The sequence below is a fragment of the Flavobacterium sp. F52 genome (assembly GCF_000278705.1).
GTDB lineage: Bacteria > Bacteroidota > Bacteroidia > Flavobacteriales > Flavobacteriaceae > Flavobacterium > Flavobacterium anhuiense.
On sequence record NZ_AKZQ01000035.1, the window covers coordinates 38,461 to 61,231 of the forward strand.

Here is a 22,771-nt window from a genome sequence, read left to right on the forward strand (position 1 = left end):
AAAATCCCTTTCTTAATGAAAGGGATTTTTTGTTTATAAAATATATCGAAATAAATTTGCCTACCTACTAATAGGTAGTATCTTTGCCGTAAAAATTATCGCTATGACTACAAAAGAAAATATTATAGATAAAGCAGATCAATTTATTCGAGATAAAGGCTACAATGCGTTTAGCTTTAAAGATATATCTAATGATATAGGCATAAAAACGGCTTCTATTCATTATCATTTCCCAACAAAATCAGATCTTGGCGTAGCGACCATTAAGGAACATATTGCAAGATGTGAAGCTTTAAAGAAAAAAGTTGCCAATGAGTCTCCATTAGTAAAACTTCAAGCTTTCTTAGAGGTTCAGACACAAATCAAAAAGGAAAATAAGGTCTGTATAGTAGGATCATTAGCTACAGACTTAAATACGCTGGACAATTCCATAAAAACAGAACTTCAGAAATTTGCCCAAATTGTAATCAATTGGCTAACTGAAATTTTAATCGAAGGAAAAGAACTTAACCAATTTGCCTATGAAATGTTACCAAGAACAAAAGCCATAATGATAATTACCAATATGGTCGCGATCGTCCAGCTATCAAGACTAACAAGCGACGATGATTTTGAATTGGTAAAAGAAACAATATTAACAGAATTAAGACCTAAGAAATAATGAAAAGAGTCGTCATAACAGGATTAGGGGCAGTAACTCCGATTGGAAATAGTGTTCAGGAATATTGGAATTCATTAATAAATGGAGTAAGCGGCGCCGCTCCAATTACAAGATTTGACACAACACATTTCAAAACTAAATTTGCATGTGAAGTTAAAAACTTTGATGCACAGCATATTTTCGAAAAAAATGAGATTAGGAAATACGATCTTTTTACACAGTATGCTCTGCATGCTACAGACGAAGCCATAAAAAATGCCAATATCAATTTTGAAAACTTAAATAAAAACAGAATTGGTGTAATATGGGGCTGCGGTGATGGAGGCATATCAACTTTTGAAGAACAATTTGGAGAATATAAACTAGGAAATGGATCTCCACGATTTAGTCCTTTTTTTATACCAAAAAGAATCGTTAACATAGCTTCGGGAGTTATTTCTATTAAATATGGTCTTCGAGGAGTAAATTACACTACAGCTGCGGCTTGTTCTGCGAGTAATACTTCCATCATAGATGCATTTAATTACATTCGCTGGGGCAAAGCCGATATGATTATTAGCGGCGGTTCTGAGGCTTCGGTTTCAGAATCTTCAATTGGCGGTTTCAATGCTTCAAAAGCATTGTCTACATTAAATGAAGATTACACCAAAGCTTCACGCCCTTTTGATATCACAAGAGATGGATTTGTTTTGGGCGAAGGGGCCGGAGTTGTTATCTTAGAAAGCTATGAACATGCTATAAAACGAAATGCAGTAATCCTAGCCGAAATTGTTGGTGGCGGATTAGCTGCCGATGCCTACCATTTAACAGGAACTCATCCTGAAGGTGAAGGTGCCGTTTTAGGAATGGAACTTGCTTTAGAGGAAGCTGGAATTACACCAAATCAAATTGATTACATTAACGCCCATGCAACTTCTACTCCAACTGGCGATTTAAGTGAACTTAAAGCTGTTGAAAAAGTATTTGGAATAAATCCAAACGCGAATATAAGTGCCACAAAATCAATGACTGGGCATTTACTTGGCGGTGCAGGAGCAATTGAAGCAATTGCCTGCATAAAATCTGTTCAAGAAAATATTGTACCACCAACTATAAACACTCAAAACGTAGAAGGAGATTTTGCAGACAAATTTAATCTAACTCTTGGAAAAGCACAATCGAGAGAAGTGAATTATGCAATGAGTAATACTTTTGGATTTGGTGGTCATGTAGCCAGTTCTATATTTAAAAAATTTACAGAATAATATTTAGCTAAAAAAGTATAAATCAATTTAGATCCCTTTCGTAATGAAAGGGATTTTTTTGTTTGGTCTCAAAACGTCGATTTATTTGAATTATTGCGTGTTTATGAAAATTATATAAGGCTTCAAAAAAGTTGTGTAATATATTTTAACAAGTATAGGGCTAACTTTCGTATAGAATTTAATGAGTTGAAAAAAACTGTTAAATAATTGATTTTCAAATTACATAATTCACACTAAAAACAAAACTATTTTGATTCTCAATATTAAAAATACATTCGCCGAAATTGGAGAGACAACTATATTCGCCAAAAGGTTCTTTAAGGAAGTTTTGATTCCGCCTTATGAGACCAAAGAGTTTCTCAGACAATGTTATGTCATTGGCTATAGATCTCTCCCACTCGTTGCTATCACAGGCTTTATTATGGGGCTGGTGCTTACGCTTCAATCACGCCCAACATTGGTGAAATTTGGTGCCGAATCTTGGCTTCCTGGAATGGTGGCGCTTTCGCTAATAAGAGAAATTGCTCCAGTTATCACTGCTTTGATTTGTGCAGGAAAAATTTCCTCTGGAATCGGTGCCGAACTAGGATCGATGAAAGTTACAGAACAGATCGACGCCATGGAAGTGTCAGCGGTAAATCCGTACAACTACTTGGTAGTGACCAGAGTTTTAGCCTGTACTTTGATGGTTCCTATTTTGGTATTTTTTGCTGATGCCATTGGAATTATTGGCGGTTATGTAGGCATTAACATTCATGGCGATGTCAACTTTTACCGCTTTTTAACCCAGATTGTACAGTCTTTAGAATACTTAGATCTGCTTCCAGCCACTCTCAAAACTTTCTTCTTTGGATTTTTTATCGGAATTATTGGCTGTTACAAAGGTTTTAATGCTTCTAACGGAACAGAAAGCGTGGGACAAGCTGCCAATTCTGCTGTGGTAACAGCATCGTTGAGCATTTTTATTATCGATATGGTCGCTGTACAAATAACCGATTTATTCTTTTAAAATGATGAAGGAAAAATTACATAAAGAACCTAAAACAAAAGAAAAAGATCAGACTCCAATTATCGAGATTAAAGATCTGCATAAAACTTTTGGTAAAGATAATGCCGTTTTAAAAGGCGTAAATCTCACTTTGAATAATGGCGAAGATTTAGTGGTTTTAGGACGTTCAGGCTCTGGAAAATCGGTTACCATAAAATGTATTGTGGGATTGATTGAACCAGACAAAGGCGAAATTAAAGTTTTTGATCAAAACGTTCTTAATATCTCAAAAAGCGAGCTGAATGAAATTAGAGTCCGAATCGGATTTTTGTTCCAAAGCGGAGCACTTTACGATTCGATGTCAGTTAGAGAAAATCTAGCTTTTACATTGACCAAACACAAACGAGATTTAAGCCCTGAAGAAGTGGAAAACGAAGTAATGGAAGCGCTAGAAAATGTAGGACTGGCAGATGCCGTAGATAAAATGCCGTCTGAACTTTCGGGTGGTATGAGAAAAAGAATTGGCTTGGCTCGCACTTTAATCTTAAAACCAGAAATCATTTTGTATGACGAACCCACAACGGGTTTGGACACTATAACATCAAGAGAAATAAGTGAATTGATTCTGGACATTAAACACAAACAAAAAACCTCTTCGATTATTATCACTCACGATATGGCCTGCGCAAAAATGACTGCCGACCGAATTGTGGTTTTAAAAGAGGGTGTGATTCACGCCGAAGGAACATACGAAGAATTAGAAAAAGACGAAGACGAATGGGTACGCTCATTTTTTGAATAAAGCAAAATAAATAATAGAAATCATGGAAAAGCAATCTGGATATACTTGGAAATTGGGAATGTTTGTAACGATAGGTTTACTGCTTTTTATAATGGCCGTATACTTTATCGGAAAGCAGCAAAACCTTTTCGGATCTACCTTTCATATCACTTCTCAATTTAAAACGGTAAGCGGTTTAGAAGTCGGAAACAATGTTCGCTTCTCTGGAATTAATGTGGGAACCGTAGAACAAATTCAGCTAAAAAATGACTCAACAGTCGTAGTGGTTTTAGTAATGAAAGAAGAAGTTCGAAAATTTATTAAAACCGATGCCACAGCCAGTATTGGTTCAGATGGTCTAATGGGCGACAAAGTGCTGACCATTTCACCCGGCGCCAAATCTAAAAAAGTTATCGAAGACAACGGACAGATTGCTTCTGTTGACGGAATTGAAATGCAGGATCTGATGAAAAGCGTGAAGAAAAGTGTAGATAATGTCGGTATCATTTCTGAGGAACTTGCCATTTTCAGCCACAGTATGAACAATGGGAACGGTGCTTTAGCAAGATTGGTGAAAGACGATAAAATGGCCAACAGCGTTTCGAATACGCTTTCTAATCTAGAAACTGGAACAAAAGGTTTCAGCGAAAATATGGAAGCTGCAAAAAGTAATTTCCTTTTTAGAGGTTACTTCAAGAAAAAAGAAAAGGAGAAAAAGGAGAAGGCTGAGGAAAGAAAAGAAAAACAAGAGGAAAGAAAAGAAAAACAGGAAGAGGCTAAAAAAGAACAGCAAGAAAAAGCCGCGAAAGAAAAAGAGGAAAAGGAACAAAAAGAGAAAGAAGAACAGCAAAAACAGGAAGAGGCCAAAAAATAATTCCAAATTTTAAGTTCCAAAATTCCAATTCTCATTTATGCTTTCCTGAGCGTATGTTTCACAATTCATAATTCACAATTCATAATTCACAATCAAAAAGTATATGCCTAGTTCAATAAAACATACCGCCTTAAAAGTCTTAAAAATTACTGGAATTACGATTGCAGTGATTCTGTTTTTGCTGTTTATTATTCCACTGCTTTTTCCCGGAAAAATTGCCTCAGAAGTAAAGAAAATCGCCAACGAACGTCTGGATACCAAATTGGAATTTACTAAATCTAAGCTGTCATTTTTTACACATTTCCCTTCACTAACTGTTGCTCTTGATGATTTGTCATTAACGGGTTCTAAGCCTTTCAGCAATGATACATTGCTAAAAGCAGATCAGGTCGCTTTTGGAATTGACATTAAGAGATTGCTTTTTGATAACGAAGTTAAAATCAACAAACTGTATGTTTCTGATGCTTTGATTAATGTAATGATCAATGAAAAAGGTCAGGCCAATTATAACATTTATGTAGCTCCTGAAGACAGAGATAAAAAAGAAGATCCGAATGCTCCAGAAGAAGGAACTGCAATTCGACTAGAACGCATTGATTTACAAAACTGTCATGTAAAATATAACGACCGTTCCGCAAAGATTTTGGTTGACGCAAAAGGCTTTAATTATATCGGAAAAGGAAATTTGAGTGAAGATATTTTTGACCTCGCAACCGATGCCAAAATTGATAATCTAGATTTCTTTTATGATCGAACTGGCTATTTGAGAAGAAAAAAAGTGAGCGCCGATTTAATTACCCGCATCAATACGCATGCACTTACCTTTATTCTTCAAAAAAATGAACTTCATATCAATAAACTGCCTCTAAAATTTACAGGTTTATTTACCATTTTAAGAAACGGATATAAAATCAATATAAAAGCAGCTTCTGAAAATACAACTGTAAAAGATTTACTGTCTGTAATGCCTCCCGAATATTTAACGTGGCTTGAAAAAACAGAAATTTCAGGAAGAAGCGATTTGCTTCTTAGTTTTAAAGGAGATTACAACGTTCAGAAAAAACAAAAACCAAACTTAGCTTTTAATTTAAAAATCAACGAAGGTTCGGTAAACTATAAAAATGCTCCTGTACCTTTAACTGATTTTCAAATGAATTTGAATGCCATGCTCCCGTCTCTGGATACGGAACAATTGCTGGTTAATTTAAGAACATTGAAATTTAAAGTTGGCGAAAAAGATTATTTTAATGCTTATCTACACAGCAAAGGTTTAAGCGAAATGTCGATAAATGCAAGCGTAAAAGGTGCTTTAGACCTTGCTGTAGTAGATGCTGCCTTAGGGCTTGAAAACATGGATTTAAAAGGAATTTTAAAAACCGATATTCAGGCTCGCGGGCTTTTTAGCACTTCAAAAAAATTATTCCCAAAAACTATTGGCGGTATTTCTTTGCGAAACGGATGGCTAAAAACAAAGTATTATCCAAATCCTATTACCAATATCACTTTTATAGCCAATATGCTGAATAAAGCGGGAACTTATCAAGATTTGATCATTGCTGTGGCACCTTTCTCTTTCGCTTTTGAAGGAAACCCGGTTTATGTCAATGCTACATTATCCGATTTTAGCGATTTGGCTTATAATGCAAAGATTAAAGGCGAGTTGAATGTGGGCAGAATCTATCAGGTATTCTCGCAAAAAGGTTTGGATTTAACAGGTTATGCCAAAGCTGATCTTTCTTTAAAAGGAAAACAAAGTTATGCCACAACGGGACAGTATGACAAACTAGATAATAAAGGAACTTTACTTCTAAAAAATATAAAAGCAACCTCCGAATTGTTTCCAAAAGCGTTCTATATCAAACAGGGAAATTTCCGTTTTCAGAACGAAAAAATGTGGTTTGAAAAATTCAATGCTGCTTATGGAAAATCAGATTTTGATATCAATGGCTATCTGTTGAACACCATTAATTACTTCTTAGAATCAAAAGGAATTTTAAGCGGTAATTTCAATCTGAAATCAAAATTGATTAACGTGGATGAATTTATGGCGCTCAAAGAAGGAGAAAATAATGATCGAGACATTAAAGTGGAATATGCCAAAGAAGATCATCCGAAAATGAGCGGTGTGGTCATTATTCCGAAAAACCTGAATATCAGTTTAAATGCAAATGCAGATAAAATTGAATATAATAAATTGGTTTTTAACAAACTAAATGGAAAAATAGGTATAAAAAAAGAAGGATTTTACTTAGAAAATATTACCTTTAATATCATTGACTGTGTTTTAGGGATTAATGCTTTTTATAAAGATGAGTCTCCAACCTCTGCACATTTTGATGCTCATTTTACGGCAAAAGACTTTGATGTACAGAGAGCTTACAAAGAAATTCCGATGTTTCATGATATGGTCACAGCAGCTGAAAAAGCACACGGAATAATTTCTGTCGACTATAAGGTAAAAGGAGATTTGAACGGAAATATGGGGCCAATTTATGAATCAATGCAAGGTGGAGGAACGATTAATTTACGTGATGTGAAAATTAAAGGATTGAAACTTTTTGATGGAATCAGTTCTAAAACAGGGCAAAACGGTTTGAATAATCCTGATATGAAAGGAATTGAAATTAAATCGACAATAGATAAAAATCTTATAAATATTGAGCCATTTACCTTTAGTGTAGCCAGTTTTAGGCCAACCATTAAAGGAACTACAAGCTTTGACGGGCTTTTGGATCTGAGAATGCGTTTAGGTCTTCCGCTTTTTGGAATCATCGGATTTCCGATCGTAATTACTGGAACGCATGATGCTCCAAAAATTAAAATATTCAGTAAGACAGGGCAAGAAATTGATCCTGCTGTTTATGATGAAAAAAACAATAAAGTTATTCGAGAAGAAAAAGTAAGCAACCCCAAAACAAAGAAATAATGAGTTCTAAACCCCAACATAAAAGCAGTGCCTTCGAAAAGTTTGCTACAAAAGTGTCTAAAGCTGCAGGAAGTACCCCAGCTTTTATTGGTGCGTTGGCCCTTGTTGTGGGCTGGGCGGCTTCGGGACCTATTTTCGATTATTCTGAAACTTGGCAATTGGTCATCAATACCGGCACAACCATTATTACTTTTCTAATGGTCTTTTTAATTCAAAAAGCGCAAAATAAAGATTCGCTTGCCATTCAGTTAAAACTAAATGAACTCGTGGCATCAAATGAATTATCCAGCAATAGTTTAGTCGACATTGAAAATATGACCGAAGAAGAGATGATCATTATCCAGAAATATTATCATCATTTGAGCCAATTGGCAAAGAAAGACCGAACTATAAGAACTTCGCATTCCATTGCCGAAGCAAATGAACTTCATAATCGTAAAAAAGAAAAAAATACAAAACCAGATAACATCAAAAAAACTACCAAGAATACCTCTAAAAAAATAACTAAAAAATGAAATTGAGCTCTACTGAAACCTATTGGCCATTAAAAAATGCCATAAAACAAAGTTATCCTTCAATAGATTCTGATATTACCACCGACATTTTAATAATTGGCGGCGGCATTACAGGCGCTTTAACTGCTTATAAATTACTAAATGAAGGAAAAAAAATTGTTCTTGTAGACCGTCGCGATGTTTGTGGCGGAAGCACTTCTGGAAGTACGGCACTTCTCCAATATGAAATTGATGTTCCACTGCATCAACTCATTAAACTTCGCGGCACAAGATGCGCTGTAGACAGTTATCAGAATGGAAAAAAAGCAATTTTTGACCTTCGAAACATAATTGATGAAGTAGGTTGCGATTGTGGTTTCGAATTCAAAAAAAGCATTTATTTCACTACTTTAAAAAAGGATGTGCCTTATTTAAAAAATGAGTTTAAAGCCCGAAAGCAACATGGTTTTGAAATCAGCTGGCTGGGCAGATCAGAATTGCAAAAAATGGGTCTGAATGCCATTGCAGGAATTGAATCTAAAACTGCAGCTGTTATGGATCCGTTTAAACTTGCCAGTGATCTTCTGTTTCATTGTCATGAAAAAGGAATGCAGATTTTTGACCGTACTAATATTGCTTCCATACAGCATCAAAAAGGTAAAATTATTGCCACTACAGACTCAAAACATGTTATTACGGCCGATCACATAATACACTGCACAGGTTATGAAAGCACAGAGACTTTGAAGGAAAAAGTGGTCGATTTAAAAAGCACCTATGTAATTGCTTCTGAGAGCCAGTCTGATCTTCCAGAAAATTTCAGGCATACTATATTTTGGGATACCGCTTCGCCTTACCATTACATAAGAACTACAGAAGACAACCGCATTATAATGGGTGGCGGAGACGAAGATTTTAAAGACACCAATAAACGTGATAAATTGCTGCCTAAAAAAGAACAATACCTTTTAAAACAATTTTTTAAACGATTCCCAGATTTAAATTTTAAAATTGATTATTCCTGGGCAGGAACTTTCGGAGAAACTAAAGATGGTCTTCCTTATTTCGGAAAGCCAAATCCGAGAAAAAACGAACACTACATTTTAGGTTTCGGCGGAAACGGAATCACCTTCAGCATATTGGGAACAAATTCTATTCTAGATTCACTTTACAACAAAAAAAATACAGATTTGGATTATTATCGATTTGGACGTTAGAAACATGCTAAGCTTCTGAGACGCCAAGGTGTTAAGTTTTTATTTTAAGTATATGATAAAACCCTCAGATTTTGAGTTCTCAAAATCTGAGGGTTTTATTTTATATATTGCTTTAGAGCTAGCGACTTTATTTTTTTGAGATGGCAAAAAAGCTTAGAATCTTAGCGTCTCAGAACCTTAGCAACTTCGGCCATTAGGCCGTAATAGCCAAAGAATTCAAATTAAACTTATATTCTTTTGGACTGCAGTTGAATTTTTGTTTGAAAATTTTTGAGAAATAGCTTCTGCTAGTAAAACCAATGCAATACACTATTTCTGAAATATTTAGATCAGAAGTTCTGATAAGAATTTCTGCTTTAAGCACTCGCATGTGCGTAATGTAATCGTTGACCGTGCGATTATGGATCATTTTAAAACCTTCTTGAAGTTTATTTGGAGAAAGTCCAGATTTTTTGCTCAAAGATTTAATTGAAAAAGCTTCTTCTGGATTTGATTTTATAAATTCAGAAAGTTCTTTTATTTCTTCTAGTTCTCTCAATGTCAATCCGTTTGACTCGTTTGCAAAAGCATGCAAGTCATCAGAATGCTGTTGAATTTCCATCGCAAGAATGATTCTCATAATTCCTTCTTTCAATAAATTTCTAACAACTCCAGTTTGTGTGATCGAATTAAGCTGTTCGATTTTTTCGGCAATCTGTAAATTATAAGATCCGATATAGAAGAAATCTGATGTTTGGTTATTTTCAAAAAAAGTATCTTTTACCTGCTGATTTAAAGAATGAGCCTGATTTGCAGCGTCAATCTGAGTTCCAACAATAATTAAAGTCAGTTTTGTTTTTTTTCCTTTCTCGAAAAACAAAACGTTATCCTTATTTTGTTTTGATGAAACAATTGCCGTCTGAAATGTTTTGAGTTTTCGCTCCTCACCATTTAGTCCAAAACTATGCGATAAATTACCTTTAGAACAATAAGCAAAATAAATTGGCGACGATTTTACGTTTAGAATATCTAGTCTAATATCTGTTGAAAATGTCATGTCAAATTGAACGTAAGAGATATTATCGTTAAAAGAAGCGCCAATTATTGAACCTTCAGCAAAACTATTTTCAACTTCTAATGTATATTCGTCTGAGTCAAAAGCCACCTTTCCGCCAAAACTAGTCTGAAGCTCATCAAATATATTTTGAGTTTTTTCTGTATTTATAGTAACAATTTTCATGGTTCGCCGGATTTAAAATTATAATTTGCTAACAGATTATTTCTAGAAATCTGAAAGTCAAAGTTCGTTTAAAGACCCGCCAAAAATGTTATATAATTTTTTGGTTTTGTTTTATAATTCCTTATAAATGTTTATTTTAACGTAAATCAATATTTATTCAACTTACAAGTATGAAAAGTTTTTCGTTTGCTCCTATTAGTTCTCCCACTTCTAAAATTCTGATTTTAGGCACGATGCCTGGAACTAAATCTTTAGAACTCAATCAATATTATGGCCATAACCAGAATAACTTTTGGAAATTTATGTTTCAGATTCTTGGAGAAGAATTTTCGAAGGATTACGAAATACGAAAAAGCTTATTAATTAAAAATAATATCGCTCTTTGGGATGTCTTACAATTTTGCGAGCGTGTTGGAAGTTTGGACAGCGCCATAAAAAATGAAATTGCAAATGATTTTGAAAATTTCTTAGAAACTCATACGCAAATAGAAGCCATTCTTTTTAATGGGCAAAAAGCCGCAGCATTTTTTAAAAAATATGTTCATTTAACAAAAGAATATAAAACTTTTACACTTCCATCAACAAGTCCTGCCAATGCTAGTAAGGCTTTCCAAGATAAATTCAACGAATGGAGCATCATTAAAACCTTATTATAAAGGCAGCAATTTTATATAATTACAATGCAAATATTGAAATCATGTAACTTTTTCCGTTTAAAGTATAACAAAATACAGCCACTCCCAATCTAATTTTACATCAAAGAAAAATAAGCCGTATTGAAGATTTGATTCACGAAAAGAAAGGCTTTAATTCTTATTAAAATTTACAAAGCAAACTGTAAAAAGTTTAGTCTATAAAGAGAACATTGGTTATGTTAGTTTATTTTTGGGAAAAAGCTACTCTATAGAAATATAGAGTAGTTTTGTTTTTATAAGCTACCATTTAAAGATAAAAACATGAAAATTCAGACTTATTATAATCATATACGGTTTTACACCCCACACCATTTTATATATTATCCTGTTTTAATATTATTTTTAATTGCCAGCATTTATTTGAGTATTACAACAGAAGATCATTTAATATGGTCATTTATAAGTGCCGCGTTTGTATTTTTATTTGTATTGGCTTATATGCTTCGCCAACACTATGCATTAACGCTGCAAAATAGAATTGTACGTTTAGAAATGCGTTACCGATATTTTACATTAACAGGCAAAAGATTTGAAGAATTTGAATACAAACTTACAGACGATCAGATATTTGCCTTACGTTTTGCGCCAGACAACGAATTGATTCCACTTGTAGAAGATGTTTTAAAAAACAACTTAACGGGAGACGCAATCAAAAAAGCCATCGTACACTGGAAAGCAGATTATCACAGAGTTTAAAATGGCAATTACAATGACAAAATTCAATGACAAAATTCAATAACAATATCAATTTTCAATTTTTTAAATTAATTATTGATTTTTGATATTATCATTGTCATTCACATTGTCATTGTGATTTTCATTGTGATTTTCATTTTCATTGACTTTTCTTTCTATTAAAAATAAGATAAAACAGAAAGAGTGCCATCCAAACCAAAACGATTACAGCAAAATAAATTGCCATAATATTCGGGTGTAAGTAATTAGGTTCGTAAAATAACTTATTTAGCGTCTTAATTTTTTCTGCTAAAGCTTTTCTATCAAAAGTATTTCTAATTCCATTAAGAGGTTCCTCTTTGTTATCTCTGTAATGATACACATCTTGAGTTAATTGCTTCGGAACTAAACTCGTTTCGATATTGTATTTTCTCAAAATCGTGTCTAATCTCTGAAAAGTATAGGTAAGTGAATCTTTCTTAGAATTATACAGTAATTTATAACGATCTACAGCAGCCTGGTAAGTTTGTTTGCCAATAGAATCTCCATGAACAGGACTAAATAAAGATTTGTTTTCCAAGAAAATACAAATATCATTATCATGTTCTGGATGAACCTGAATACCTTTAAAAACAATTTCTGTACTATCTCCAATAACTGTTTTTGAGATAACTCTTTTGTACAACTCTTCTTTGTCAAAACCAAGAATATCAAAAATACTATCTGCTTTATGGGTTGTTTTATCAAAAGTGCTTGTCAGCGCTTTTATGGTATCAATACTATAATAACTAGTTTCAGTAATTGGATATTCGCCCGTTACAATGGTATCTTCCTGCTTAATCACAGGATATGGTTTTGGATATAAAATGTTCTCGTAATTGAATAATTTCTCAGAACTGTAAGAAGTATATCCATACAAAAACGGATTTAAAACATTCAAAAGTTTTTTGTCATTATTAAAATCATTTTCAGACAATTCTGTTTTCAGTTTAGCGTTCATTCCGAAACTGTAACTGATAAAAAATGAAAAAGTCAAAAATGAAATCAGCAGCAGACAAATGGCAACTTTAAAAAGATTACCACCTTTATAATTTTCTCTCGAATGATTTCGAATCAGAAAAATCAAGAAAATAAGTAAAAACAATCCGCTTACAAAAAAGTGTGAAATCGAAACGTCATCGTAAAATTTAAATCGGTAGAATTCGGTATAAATATTAATATTTTTCAGCCCCTTAAAAGTAAAATAACCATATGAAAAGTAAGCTAGATGAATTACGGCTAATACAATAAAAGATTTTATGAAATAACGTTTTATATTTTCTGTCATTTTTAGAGTTGCTTAATATTTCTTCTTTCCAATAACTGGAAAAACTGTTTTTTCGGTAAGTTAAATTTACATAATCCGAAATTATAAAAACAGTTCACTACCAACTATTTTAATACAAATCCTTATTTTACTGATATACAATATATTCCAAAAAATAATTCGACCTCAAAATCAAAAATGAACGATTATTTTTACTAACTTTAAATGTTAAATATTACCTAATAAAAACTTAAAAACTAATCTGATGAAACAATTATTTATTTTTTTGGTAATGATGCTCCTTTGGATTCCGCTAAACGCTCAGACAGTTGCTGAAGCCACTAAAAATGAAGACTTAACAACTTTTAAAACTGAAACTGACGATTTTCAAGATAATAGCGTTGATGATCTGCCCTGGCACAATAGAAAATTTAAAGTTTCTGCCGGTGGTTTTTTTCCCGTAAATAATACCGTCGTTAAAGTTGAAGGCAATAACGGAAATATAGGTACTGAAATTGATCTTGAAAATGATTTAGGATTTTCTAAATCAACCGCATCATTTCTAGGAACGTTTGACTGGCGTATTTCTAAAAGATCACGATTAGGTTTTGAGTATTTTGTGCTAGACCGAACTGCAACCAAAACGCTGCAAAGAGATATTAATTTTGGAGACCATACGTATCCAGTAGATGGTAGGGTTCAAGGTACTTTTAATGTACAGATTGCTAGAATTGCTTATGGATACGCTATCCTATCTAAACCTAAATATCAAGCTGGTTTATTAATTGGTGCGCATGTTCTTTTTGCAGATCTCGGCTTACGATTAGAAGCTAATACACAAAGTGTAGAATATCATGATAGTTTTGATTTTACTGCTCCGCTGCCAGATGTTGGAATATGGGGCGAATTTGTTCTTGGAAAGCGTTGGGGTTTATATGCCAACGTAAATTATCTAGCAATAAAAATTGATGAAACTGATGGACGAATCATAAGCTATAATTTATCGGTTTTATATAATGTTGTACAAAATTTCAGCCTTACTGCAGGTTATACTGGTTTGAATTTTAGAGTTGATACTGTTCAGGATCGATTAAACGGTTTCTTAAAATGGGGCTATAATGGACCAACAATAACTGCAGTATACACTTTTGGAAAGCATGTTAAAGTTACTAAATAAAGGTGCTAAGGTTCTGAGATGCTAGGTTCTAAGTTTTTTTTAACCGCAAAGAGCGCAAAGTTTTTTCGCAAAGGTCGCTAAGATTCTTTAGAGTCATTTAAAATAAGAAGTTCGCAAAGCTTTTTTCCAATAGAGCTTTGCGAACTTTTCTTATAGGCGCTATTAGCTTCTCAATAAAAGCTTCTTTGCGGCCTTTGCGTAAATTCTTAGCGCTCATTGCGGTAAAATGACACGCAAAGTTTTTCAAAAACCTGAAACAAAACAAATAAAAAAACAAACCCGATAACTCTCCAGCTATCGGGTTTATTGCCAAACTTAAACTTACTTAACTTAACTCAAAATAAAACTTTATAAATTTAAATCTCATAAAATTAGATTCTTAGCATCTTAGAATCTTAAAAAACTATTTTTCGATTGGAGAGAATTTCACTGCAGTTCCTCCGCCAGCTGCCAATTTGATATTTAAAACAGTTTTGCTGTTTACTTTTTGTTTAGAGATTGTAACTGGATATGGATTAGTTTTATAATTTGCTCCGGGACCATCTGCGTAGATTTCTGCTTCGTATTCTTTGTCTTTATCTAAAAAAGATAAAGCAACTTTTAAATCTCTTGCATTTCTATTAGTGATCGAGCCTAAATACCAATTCTTTTCATCCCAATCTTTGCGGGCAATTGTAGCGTATTCTCCAATTTTAGAATCTAAAACTTTCGTGTCAGACCAAGTGCAAGGCACATCTTTTATGAATTGAAATTCTGGTTTGCCTTCATAATTTTCAGGTAAATCAGATGCCATTTGCAACGGACTGAAAATAATCACATACAATGCCAATTGATTTGCTAAAGTGGTTTGCACTTTTGCTCCAGATGGCGTTTTATAATCAAAATTGAAGTTCCCTGGTGTATAATCAAATGGTCCAGAAAGCATTCTTGTAAAAGGCAGAGTTGTTAAATGCTCAGGCGTATTTCCTCCGTCTACAGACCATGCGTTGTATTCCTGTCCTCTTCCGCCTTCTTGCGACATGAAGTTCGGATACGTACGCTGTAAACCCGTTCCTTTCATCGGTTCGTGGTTATCAATCATAATGTGATATTTAGCCGCCGTTTCGATTACTTTTCTATAATGACGAGCGCCATATTGGCTATCATGCCATTCTTTTTTGTCCAAATATTTGTTTACATAACCCGTTTTAACCGAATTCACGCCCATTTTCTGATACAATTTGAACGCATCTTCCAACTGGTTTTCATAATTTTTGGTTGCTCCAGCTGTTTCATGATGTCCGATTAAACGAACATTTTTCATGGCAGCATATTTTGTAATTTCCTCCAAATTAAAATCAGGATAAGCTTTTACAAAACTAAATGTATTGCCGTCAGCGGTCCAGTCGCCATCCCAACCTTCATTCCATCCTTCAACCAAAACTCCGTCAAAACCGTTTTTAGCAGCAAAATCGATGTACTCTTTTGTGTTCTTGGTTGTGGCCCCATGTTTTGGACCTTGTCCCCAAGTGTATTTTTCCAAATGCATTCCCCACCAAATTCCAATATATTTAGATGGAGTGATCCAAGATAAATCTTCAATTTTTGAAGGTTCGTTCAGGTTTAGCATAATGGTTGAAGTTGCTACCTCACCAGGAGTTTTACCCACAACAATAGTTCTCCAAGGCGTTTTAAAAGGCGTTTCTGCGTATACTTTTACACCATCAGCCCACGGCACTAAATCACTTTTGTATTGTTTGTCTGTAGTTTTCAAAAGCGTCATTGAGGCAAAATCTGTTAGGTTGGCTTCATGAATGGCTACATACAATTTGTCTTTAGTTTCAAAAGTTGCTGGCGTATTGATCGTATCTGTTTTACTCATTAACGTTTTACGGTATTCGCTTTCGTAATAACTGTTTTCGCGGTGAACTGGAATCCACCAAACGTCATTGTTGTCTTTAAATGTAAATTGCGTTACTTCGTTAGAGATTTTTACTTTTCCTAAATGAGGCTGTTTTGGAAATTCATAACGAAATCCGACACCATCATCAAAAACCCTGAAAATGATATCAACTAGACGCTCCTCGCCTTTTGCTTCTTTTAAGTGAACAATCAGTTCGTTATGATGATCTCTTACTTTTTTGAATTCGCCCCAAGGCTGTTCCCAAGTTTCATCTGCCGATTTTTCTTCTGTCGAAACGACTTCAAAACCATCAGTCATTTTTGCTAAACCTTGAAATTCAAATCCCATGAGAGAAGGCTCAATAACCGATTTTCCATTAGAAGAAAAACTGTATTGCGGTTGTCCAGAAGGTGTCAATTCAAAGGTTAATTCAGAGATTTTTTCAGGAGAACTGATTTTATACGTTTTTTTAGTACTGCAAGCCATAATAAGCATTGATGCAAAAGCCAATAGACAGTATCTATATTTTCTGTTTTTCATTATTTAAATTGTATTAATTACAGCTCTATTTTATTTCGTTTATTACTTGTTTTGCTTTTGCTGGCTGCATTGAAACAAAATAATTAAACGCTTGGTCGAGTTTTTTCTGGATTTCGACATTTCCTTTTTTCTGTACGCGTAAATCATACAATTTGCTGATATCTGGAAATACGCTTTCTGTATTTTTTATTCCAGAGAAAGTTTTTATTTTTTCGATAAAAGAATAGCCAAACTCAACTGTTGGCTCCATCATGGTTCCTTCTCCGAAATCATTCCACGTAATCAGCTGCAGGTAATTTACATTGGCATTTTTGGCTAAAGCAAGAGTTTCATCAAGCGTTGCTCCATTCTTATGATCAATGGTCCAACCTATCGCTGCGCCACCTCCGCCTTCAGCATAAAAGTCTTTAAAACCCGGATAAGCACTTCCCATTGCTACACTCAATTTTGGCTTGGTATTGGTATAGAAATTTGTGAGGTAACTGTTGTCTTTGTATACCCAAGCATATTCGCCAGAAGCATTTTCTCCTGCCATTGAAGAGTGATCCCAAAGTGTCAAGAAAGTTGGTTTTGCTGTTAAAGTATTAAAGACATTTGTCCATTCAGTTGGGGTCTTTAGAACAATTGGTCCAAAATTCATTAAAAGCGGTTTGCTATTGATCTTAATATAATTAGCATCAGAAAAATAATTCTTTTCTACATAAGCCAGATCTGTTTTTGCTGCACCAGTTACTGAAATTGCTTTTCCTGCATTGACAACATTCGTCAAAAATCGATCTTCGTATACAATGGCATATTCTAAACCTACTTTGTCTAGCATTTCAATAAGCTGATCTGTATTTTCTTTAACCATTCTATAATCATTTACATCGTAAGTGCCATACCAGTCGATTAAAACTCCATCAATTCCTGAATATTTCATCAACAGCAAATGATTCTCAATCACATTTTTATCGCCTGAGTGATAAGGTCCAATCAGCGGATAATAATACGATGCAATTTCTCTTCGGCCATTTGCTCCTATATTGTTCGGATTTTTGTTTGCCATTGTCCAATGATATCCCCATTTTTTATCGGCACTACTTTCGTTGGTTTCAAACCACGGCATATAGTGCATATAAATCTTGGTGCTGTTGGTTTTCTCAATCGCAACAGGTACTGTTTTTTCTGGTTCTACTGGTTTGTCTGGCCCCTTGTCATCGTTGCTGCAGCCAGCAGCCATCACAATGCTCATCAAACCGAAAACCAACGACGTGATATATCTTTTCATATTGAGATATTATTTTATTTACTTAATAATTTAAACCATAGAAACATAGCTTTTTGAAACTTAGAAAAAGGCTTTTTCACTTACATAAATACATCCCGATAGCTATCGGGACTATGTGTGAGAAACTAGTTTCTTTCCTTTTTGTTTTTTACACATAAAAACCTATGTTTCTATGTGTTAAATATATTTTAAGCACTGTCGATCTATTTAATGCAACATTTAAAAACATGTCAGCCTTCCACGACTAACCAACATGGAAGACTGACATTCTAGTAACCTAATTTGGATACCCAGGATTTTGTTTTAAGTTTTTGTTAGTAGTTAAAACGGTACTTGGGATTGGGAAAATTGCTCTATATTTCTCCGTTGTACCTTTTGACCACCACGGTTGGAAGAACGTTCCGAAACGGATATTATCTGTTCTTCTTCTCCCTTCAAATGTAAATTCTTTCAACAACTCTTGATCTATGAACGCAAGGTCAATTGTTGCAGGCAATTCTTCGCCTGCACGAGACGCCACTTGCTGTACAAATGGTCTAGCTAAATCTGGCGAACCTAAACGAACGTAACATTCTGCCTGCATCATCAAGATTTCTGCATAACGGATTAATACAAAATCATGATCACGCTCCCATTGTTCTCCTGCTTTCATTTCATATTTTGCCAAACGAACCCCTTCATTCTCTTTTGCATCTTCTAAACTTGTCAGATTCTCAGTATAGGTTAACGGTTCTCCGTTGTCCATCATAATCACAGAACCTGTTGCAAGATTGATTTGATCGCCTTCTAGCATACATTTTTTTCTTTTGTCTGTGTCTGCAAAAGCTGAGTAAACGCCTGGCTGCGCGCACATTCCGTTTGCACTCCAAGGATAATTGTTTGGTATTGCAGAAATAGCCAATTTTTGGTTGTAGTGGCAAGACATTGAGTTCATGTAATTTCCAACTGTTCCTGCTTTTGAATCGTAAGGGATTGCAAAAATAATTTCAGGAGAAGTTTGGTTTTCTGTCACGAAATTGGCGAAGAAATCTGGTGTTAAGCTGTAACCTGTAATTTTCTGGCACATATCTAAACAATCCTGCCAACGAGGCTGACCTATAAATGCTTCTGAATTTAAATATAGTCTAGCTAAAACAGCATAGGCTACGTTTCTAGTGAATTTAGAATACACCACATTTGGATTTAAATACGGAATAGCATCTGTTAACTCTTTTTCGACAAAATCATATACTTGTTTTCTTGTTGAATTAGACGGAAGGTCTGTATCCTCAAAATTGGTTACAATTGGCACATTTCCAAACAAATCTAAAAGATTGTAGTAGTAATAGGCTCTAAGCGCTTTTAATTCGGCAAAGATTGGCGCTTTTGCTTTATCTGACAAAGATGATTTATTGATCTGATAAATAATCGCGTTGATTTTAGCGATTCCGGTATAGTTGTATCGCCAAGCCGAAAGAATCATTCTGTTATCTGATTTCCAAGTATGTTTTTGAGCATCTTGATATTGTCCTCCATCGTACCAGTTTGTACCTCTTGTCGGAATTGTAGCTTCATCTGAAACTACTTCATTCAAAAAGAAAACATATTCGCAAGTTGGAAAATTATTTGAGATTGCATCGGAGAATCCTCTTAACGAAGAATAAGCTCCACCTACCAGCGCATCAATTTCTTTGGTTGTGTTTCCAAAATTTCCGTCTTCTACCTGATTATACAACTGTTCGTCCAAATCAGTACATGATACCGTAAAAAGCATGCTTAAAAGTAGGGCTGCTGTTATTTTGATTTTCATTTTTAATATTTTATGGTTATCAATTCGCTTAGTTATTCAGCGTAAAATTTAGTCCAACAGAAATTGTAGTTGGTCGAGGATAATTGTTGTATTTATCAATACCAGGAGCTGCCAATCCAGTTTGATCTGTACCATCTTGAGCATTTAAGCCAATTTCTGGATCTACACCTTTGTAACCTGTAATTACAAATAAGTTTTCTCCCATTACATACATTCTAAATTTAGATTTCTTGTATTTCAATGGCAAAGTATAACCAAAAGTCAAAGTCTGAAGTCTAAAGAAAGAAGCATCTTCAATCCAGTAATCAGAATACTTAGGGGCAGAAGTAATACCGCTACTTAAGAAAGAATCTGGCACATTAAAAGCAGGCAGTCTGTTCGGGTCGTTTAACATCATGTTGGTAGCATTTAAAGCTTTCTGGCCAAACATTCCGTATCCAGAAAATCCAAGATCAAAATTTCCGTAAGTAAAATTCATTCCGATACCTAAAGTCAAATCTGGCTGAATGTTTCCTAAATCTGTTTTGTCTGCATCAACCAAAGCGCTTTCCTCAACAACTTGTCCTGCTGCATTGTAATACTGAATTTTTCCGTTAGCATCTAAACCAGCATTTTTGAATCCCCAGAAAGTTCCAACAGGATATCCTTCAGCAATAATTTGAGAATATTGTCCAGACATACCTGCTAAACCATGAAGAGATCCGCTATAGATAACATCTGTTTTATAGGTTGGGTTTGACAGTTTTTCAATTTTCTGAACGTTGTGTCCAAGAGTTAAATTAGCATTCCAATTGAATTTATCTCCTCGAATAATGTCAGCATTCAAAGTTAATTCTACCCCTTTGTTTGACATTTCACCAACGTTTGCCAGCATTGTTCCTACTAAATATGGAGGCTGAGGCACTTCGTATGTATATAACAAATCTTTGGTTGTTTTAGAATACCATTCAAAAGATCCTGTAATTCTGTTGAAAAGTCCAAAATCGAAACCAATATTAACTTGTTCTGTAGATTCCCATTTCAAGTCAGGATTCGGGTTTTGTTTTGGAGAATAAGCCAAACTCCAAGTTTTTGTAACTGGATCGTAGTAACTGTCGTTTCCAACTCCTAAAATAGAAAGTGATTTGTACTCACCAATTCCGTCCTGATTTCCTGTAACTCCGTATCCTACTCTAAGTTTTAAATTATCCAACCATCCTTTTGAAGATTCCATAAATTCTTCGTTAGAAATTCTCCACGCAGCAGAAGCAGATGGAAAAGTTCCCCATTTATTGTTTTCTCCAAAACGGCTAGATCCATCACGTCTTACCGTTGCTGTCAATAAATATTTGCCATCGTAACCGTAGTTAGCACGAGCATAGAAAGAAACTAAATTTGATTTTCCTTTGTATGAATAAACATCACTCAAACGGTAATTGTAACCAGCTCCTAAATTGTTATAGCTGAAAGCATCTGTTACAAATCCGCCTCTTTGCGCTCCAAAACCTTCGTAGATATTTTCAAGGTAAGAATAACCGGCTAAAGCACTGATGTTGTGTTTGTCGATAACTTTGCTGTAGTTTACATAAAGTTCACCTTGTGCATTGGTATATTCTGCATACGTTCTTTGTGCAAAACCGCCTTCAGTCTGTCCTTCCATAACCGCATAAGATGGTTTGTAAGTACCTCCTTTTACAGCATTATGTTCTAACGAAATATTCGCTGTAGCAGTAAAGTCATTCAAGAATTTTACATCTGTTTTAAAATAACCTAAAAGTCTGTGTCTCTCATTATCGAAAGTTCTGTTAGTTAAAATCTCAACTGGATTTTCGTAAATGTTTCCTGTTACCACACTAAAATTTCCGTTGGCATCGTAAACTGGAATTGTCGGATTTAAGTTGTATGCTCTTTCAAAAATTCTGTAATCGATTGGATGCCATTTGTCAATATTTGCAAATAAACCCATATCAAATTTTACTTCTTTGTTGTCTCCCAAAAATTGATAAGCGCTAACATTCCCGCTTAATCTTTCTAAACCTGACTTTTTAATAACGCCTTCGTTGTTTAGGTAAGAAAGCGAAGTTCTAAAACCGCTATCTGCTTTTCCAGAATTGATGCTTAAAGTATGAGATTGAGAAATTGCTGTCTGCTCAATTGCTTTTTGCCAATTTGTATTTGCTCCATAATCAACCGCATCTGCAATTTGATTCTGACGAACATATCCTCTCCATTGATTTGCAGATAATAAATCTAAGTTATCATTTACGTAACCTATCCCAGTTTGTCCGTTGTATACAACAGAAACTCCTTTTGTTCCAGATTTTGTTGTAATCATGATTACTCCGTTTGCACCACGAGAACCGTAGATTGCAGTTGCCGAAGCATCTTTAAGAACGTCCACCGATTTAATGTCTGAAGGTTGAACCACGTTTATGTCAACACCAGCAATTCCATCCACAACGATTAGCGGACTATTGCTTGCTGTTAAAGAAGTTCCTCCACGAAGACGGATTGTAGAACCCGCCGCAGGATCTCCAGAAGGACGAATAATATTCAATCCCGCTACTTTTCCTTGCAAAACCTGCTCTGTAGAAGAAATGTTTCCTTTTACTAAATCATCTGCTCCAACAGTCGAAATTGCTCCTGTCAAATCTGCTTTTTTCACCTTTCCATAACCCACAGAAACTACTTGAACTTCTGCTAAAGTATAGCCGTCATTTTGCAGACGAACCTCAACGTTAGAAGTACTTCCGGTAATTTGAATTTTCTGTGTTGTTGATCCGATAAACGAAACTTCAATTGCACCTCCTACGGCTACCTGAAGACTGAATTTACCATCAAAATCTGTTGTAGTTCCGTTTTTTGTTCCTACTTCAATGATAGAAGCTCCCGGCAATACCGTACCTGTATTGTCATAAACGGTTCCTGAGATTTGTTTTTTCGTCTGCGCGAAAGTGCTGGCAGAAAGAAAAAGCATAAAAATCATCAATACCGCTCCTTTAGCAGTCCACATTTGATGCAGGACGCTTTTTTTATTTTTACTATTCATTAGAA

17 protein-coding genes are annotated in these 22,771 nt (G+C 34.7%); 11 read left to right on the forward strand and 6 right to left on the reverse strand.

What is annotated here, in order from left to right; all coding sequences use genetic code 11:
- Positions 1-103: 103 nt before the first annotated feature.
- The 8 genes from FF52_RS17925 (at position 104) to FF52_RS17960 (ending at position 9,185) form a co-directional block, all read left to right on the forward strand.
- Positions 104-661 carry a TetR/AcrR family transcriptional regulator gene (locus FF52_RS17925; protein ID WP_008467749.1) on the forward strand — a complete coding sequence of 186 codons (558 nt, stop codon included), beginning with the start codon at positions 104-106 and terminating at the stop codon, positions 659-661.
- A complete protein-coding gene (gene fabF, locus FF52_RS17930) occupies positions 661-1,905 on the forward strand; it encodes a beta-ketoacyl-ACP synthase II (protein WP_008467752.1) in 1,245 nt (414 codons plus the stop codon). Before FF52_RS17925 ends, fabF begins: the two co-directional genes overlap by 1 nt.
- A 250-nt stretch (positions 1,906-2,155) precedes the next feature.
- A complete protein-coding gene (locus FF52_RS17935; RefSeq protein ID WP_008467754.1) occupies positions 2,156-2,914 on the forward strand; it encodes an MlaE family ABC transporter permease in 759 nt (252 codons plus the stop codon).
- Between the two features lie 4 nt (positions 2,915-2,918).
- The gene (locus FF52_RS17940) at positions 2,919-3,695 is read left to right on the forward strand and encodes an ABC transporter ATP-binding protein (RefSeq protein ID WP_008467756.1); all 777 of its coding nucleotides are present in this window, start codon (positions 2,919-2,921) and stop codon (positions 3,693-3,695) included.
- A gap of 22 nt (positions 3,696-3,717) precedes the next feature.
- Complete coding sequence (locus tag FF52_RS17945; RefSeq protein ID WP_008467758.1) at positions 3,718-4,548, forward strand: MlaD family protein; 831 nt, start codon at positions 3,718-3,720, stop codon at positions 4,546-4,548.
- Positions 4,549-4,651: 103 nt separating this feature from the next.
- The gene (locus FF52_RS17950) at positions 4,652-7,474 is read left to right on the forward strand and encodes an AsmA family protein (protein WP_008467762.1); all 2,823 of its coding nucleotides are present in this window, start codon (positions 4,652-4,654) and stop codon (positions 7,472-7,474) included.
- Positions 7,474-7,989 (forward strand): low affinity iron permease family protein, encoded by a 516-nt coding sequence (locus FF52_RS17955; RefSeq protein ID WP_008467763.1) that lies wholly within the window; start codon positions 7,474-7,476, stop codon positions 7,987-7,989. The genes FF52_RS17950 and FF52_RS17955 overlap by 1 nt, the downstream gene beginning before the upstream one ends.
- The gene (locus tag FF52_RS17960) at positions 7,986-9,185 is read left to right on the forward strand and encodes an NAD(P)/FAD-dependent oxidoreductase (RefSeq protein ID WP_008467765.1); all 1,200 of its coding nucleotides are present in this window, start codon (positions 7,986-7,988) and stop codon (positions 9,183-9,185) included. Before FF52_RS17955 ends, FF52_RS17960 begins: the two co-directional genes overlap by 4 nt.
- A gap of 193 nt (positions 9,186-9,378) precedes the next feature.
- Here the strand turns inward: FF52_RS17960 and FF52_RS17965 are convergent, their stop codons facing one another.
- Positions 9,379-10,404, reverse strand: a complete 1,026-nt coding sequence (locus FF52_RS17965) for a helix-turn-helix domain-containing protein (RefSeq protein ID WP_008467767.1) — start codon at positions 10,402-10,404, stop codon at positions 9,379-9,381.
- A gap of 170 nt (positions 10,405-10,574) precedes the next feature.
- Between FF52_RS17965 and FF52_RS17970 the strand changes: the two genes are divergently transcribed.
- Together FF52_RS17970 and FF52_RS17975 are read left to right on the forward strand one after the other, a co-directional pair.
- Positions 10,575-11,060, forward strand: coding sequence for a DNA-deoxyinosine glycosylase (locus FF52_RS17970; protein WP_008467769.1), 486 nt, complete (start codon positions 10,575-10,577; stop codon positions 11,058-11,060).
- A 300-nt stretch (positions 11,061-11,360) separates the two neighbouring features.
- Positions 11,361-11,795 (forward strand): DUF6526 family protein, encoded by a 435-nt coding sequence (locus FF52_RS17975; RefSeq protein WP_008467772.1) that lies wholly within the window; start codon positions 11,361-11,363, stop codon positions 11,793-11,795.
- Positions 11,796-11,934: 139 nt separating this feature from the next.
- Here the strand turns inward: FF52_RS17975 and FF52_RS17980 are convergent, their stop codons facing one another.
- The gene (locus FF52_RS17980; protein WP_008467775.1) at positions 11,935-13,101 is read right to left on the reverse strand and encodes a hypothetical protein; all 1,167 of its coding nucleotides are present in this window, start codon (positions 13,099-13,101) and stop codon (positions 11,935-11,937) included.
- A 244-nt stretch (positions 13,102-13,345) separates the two neighbouring features.
- Between FF52_RS17980 and FF52_RS17985 the strand changes: the two genes are divergently transcribed.
- Positions 13,346-14,257, forward strand: a complete 912-nt coding sequence (locus FF52_RS17985; RefSeq protein WP_008467776.1) for a hypothetical protein — start codon at positions 13,346-13,348, stop codon at positions 14,255-14,257.
- 403 nt (positions 14,258-14,660) lie between these two features.
- Here the strand turns inward: FF52_RS17985 and FF52_RS17990 are convergent, their stop codons facing one another.
- From FF52_RS17990 to FF52_RS18005, 4 genes are all read right to left on the reverse strand, one after another.
- Complete coding sequence (locus FF52_RS17990; RefSeq protein ID WP_008467779.1) at positions 14,661-16,679, reverse strand: glycoside hydrolase family 97 protein; 2,019 nt, start codon at positions 16,677-16,679, stop codon at positions 14,661-14,663.
- A gap of 25 nt (positions 16,680-16,704) precedes the next feature.
- The gene (locus tag FF52_RS17995) at positions 16,705-17,949 is read right to left on the reverse strand and encodes a glycoside hydrolase family 71/99-like protein (RefSeq protein ID WP_008467781.1); all 1,245 of its coding nucleotides are present in this window, start codon (positions 17,947-17,949) and stop codon (positions 16,705-16,707) included.
- A gap of 277 nt (positions 17,950-18,226) precedes the next feature.
- Positions 18,227-19,738 carry a RagB/SusD family nutrient uptake outer membrane protein gene (locus FF52_RS18000; RefSeq protein ID WP_008467783.1) on the reverse strand — a complete coding sequence of 504 codons (1,512 nt, stop codon included), beginning with the start codon at positions 19,736-19,738 and terminating at the stop codon, positions 18,227-18,229.
- Between the two features lie 28 nt (positions 19,739-19,766).
- Positions 19,767-22,766, reverse strand: coding sequence for a SusC/RagA family TonB-linked outer membrane protein (locus FF52_RS18005; RefSeq protein ID WP_157498654.1), 3,000 nt, complete (start codon positions 22,764-22,766; stop codon positions 19,767-19,769).
- Positions 22,767-22,771 lie beyond the last annotated feature (5 nt).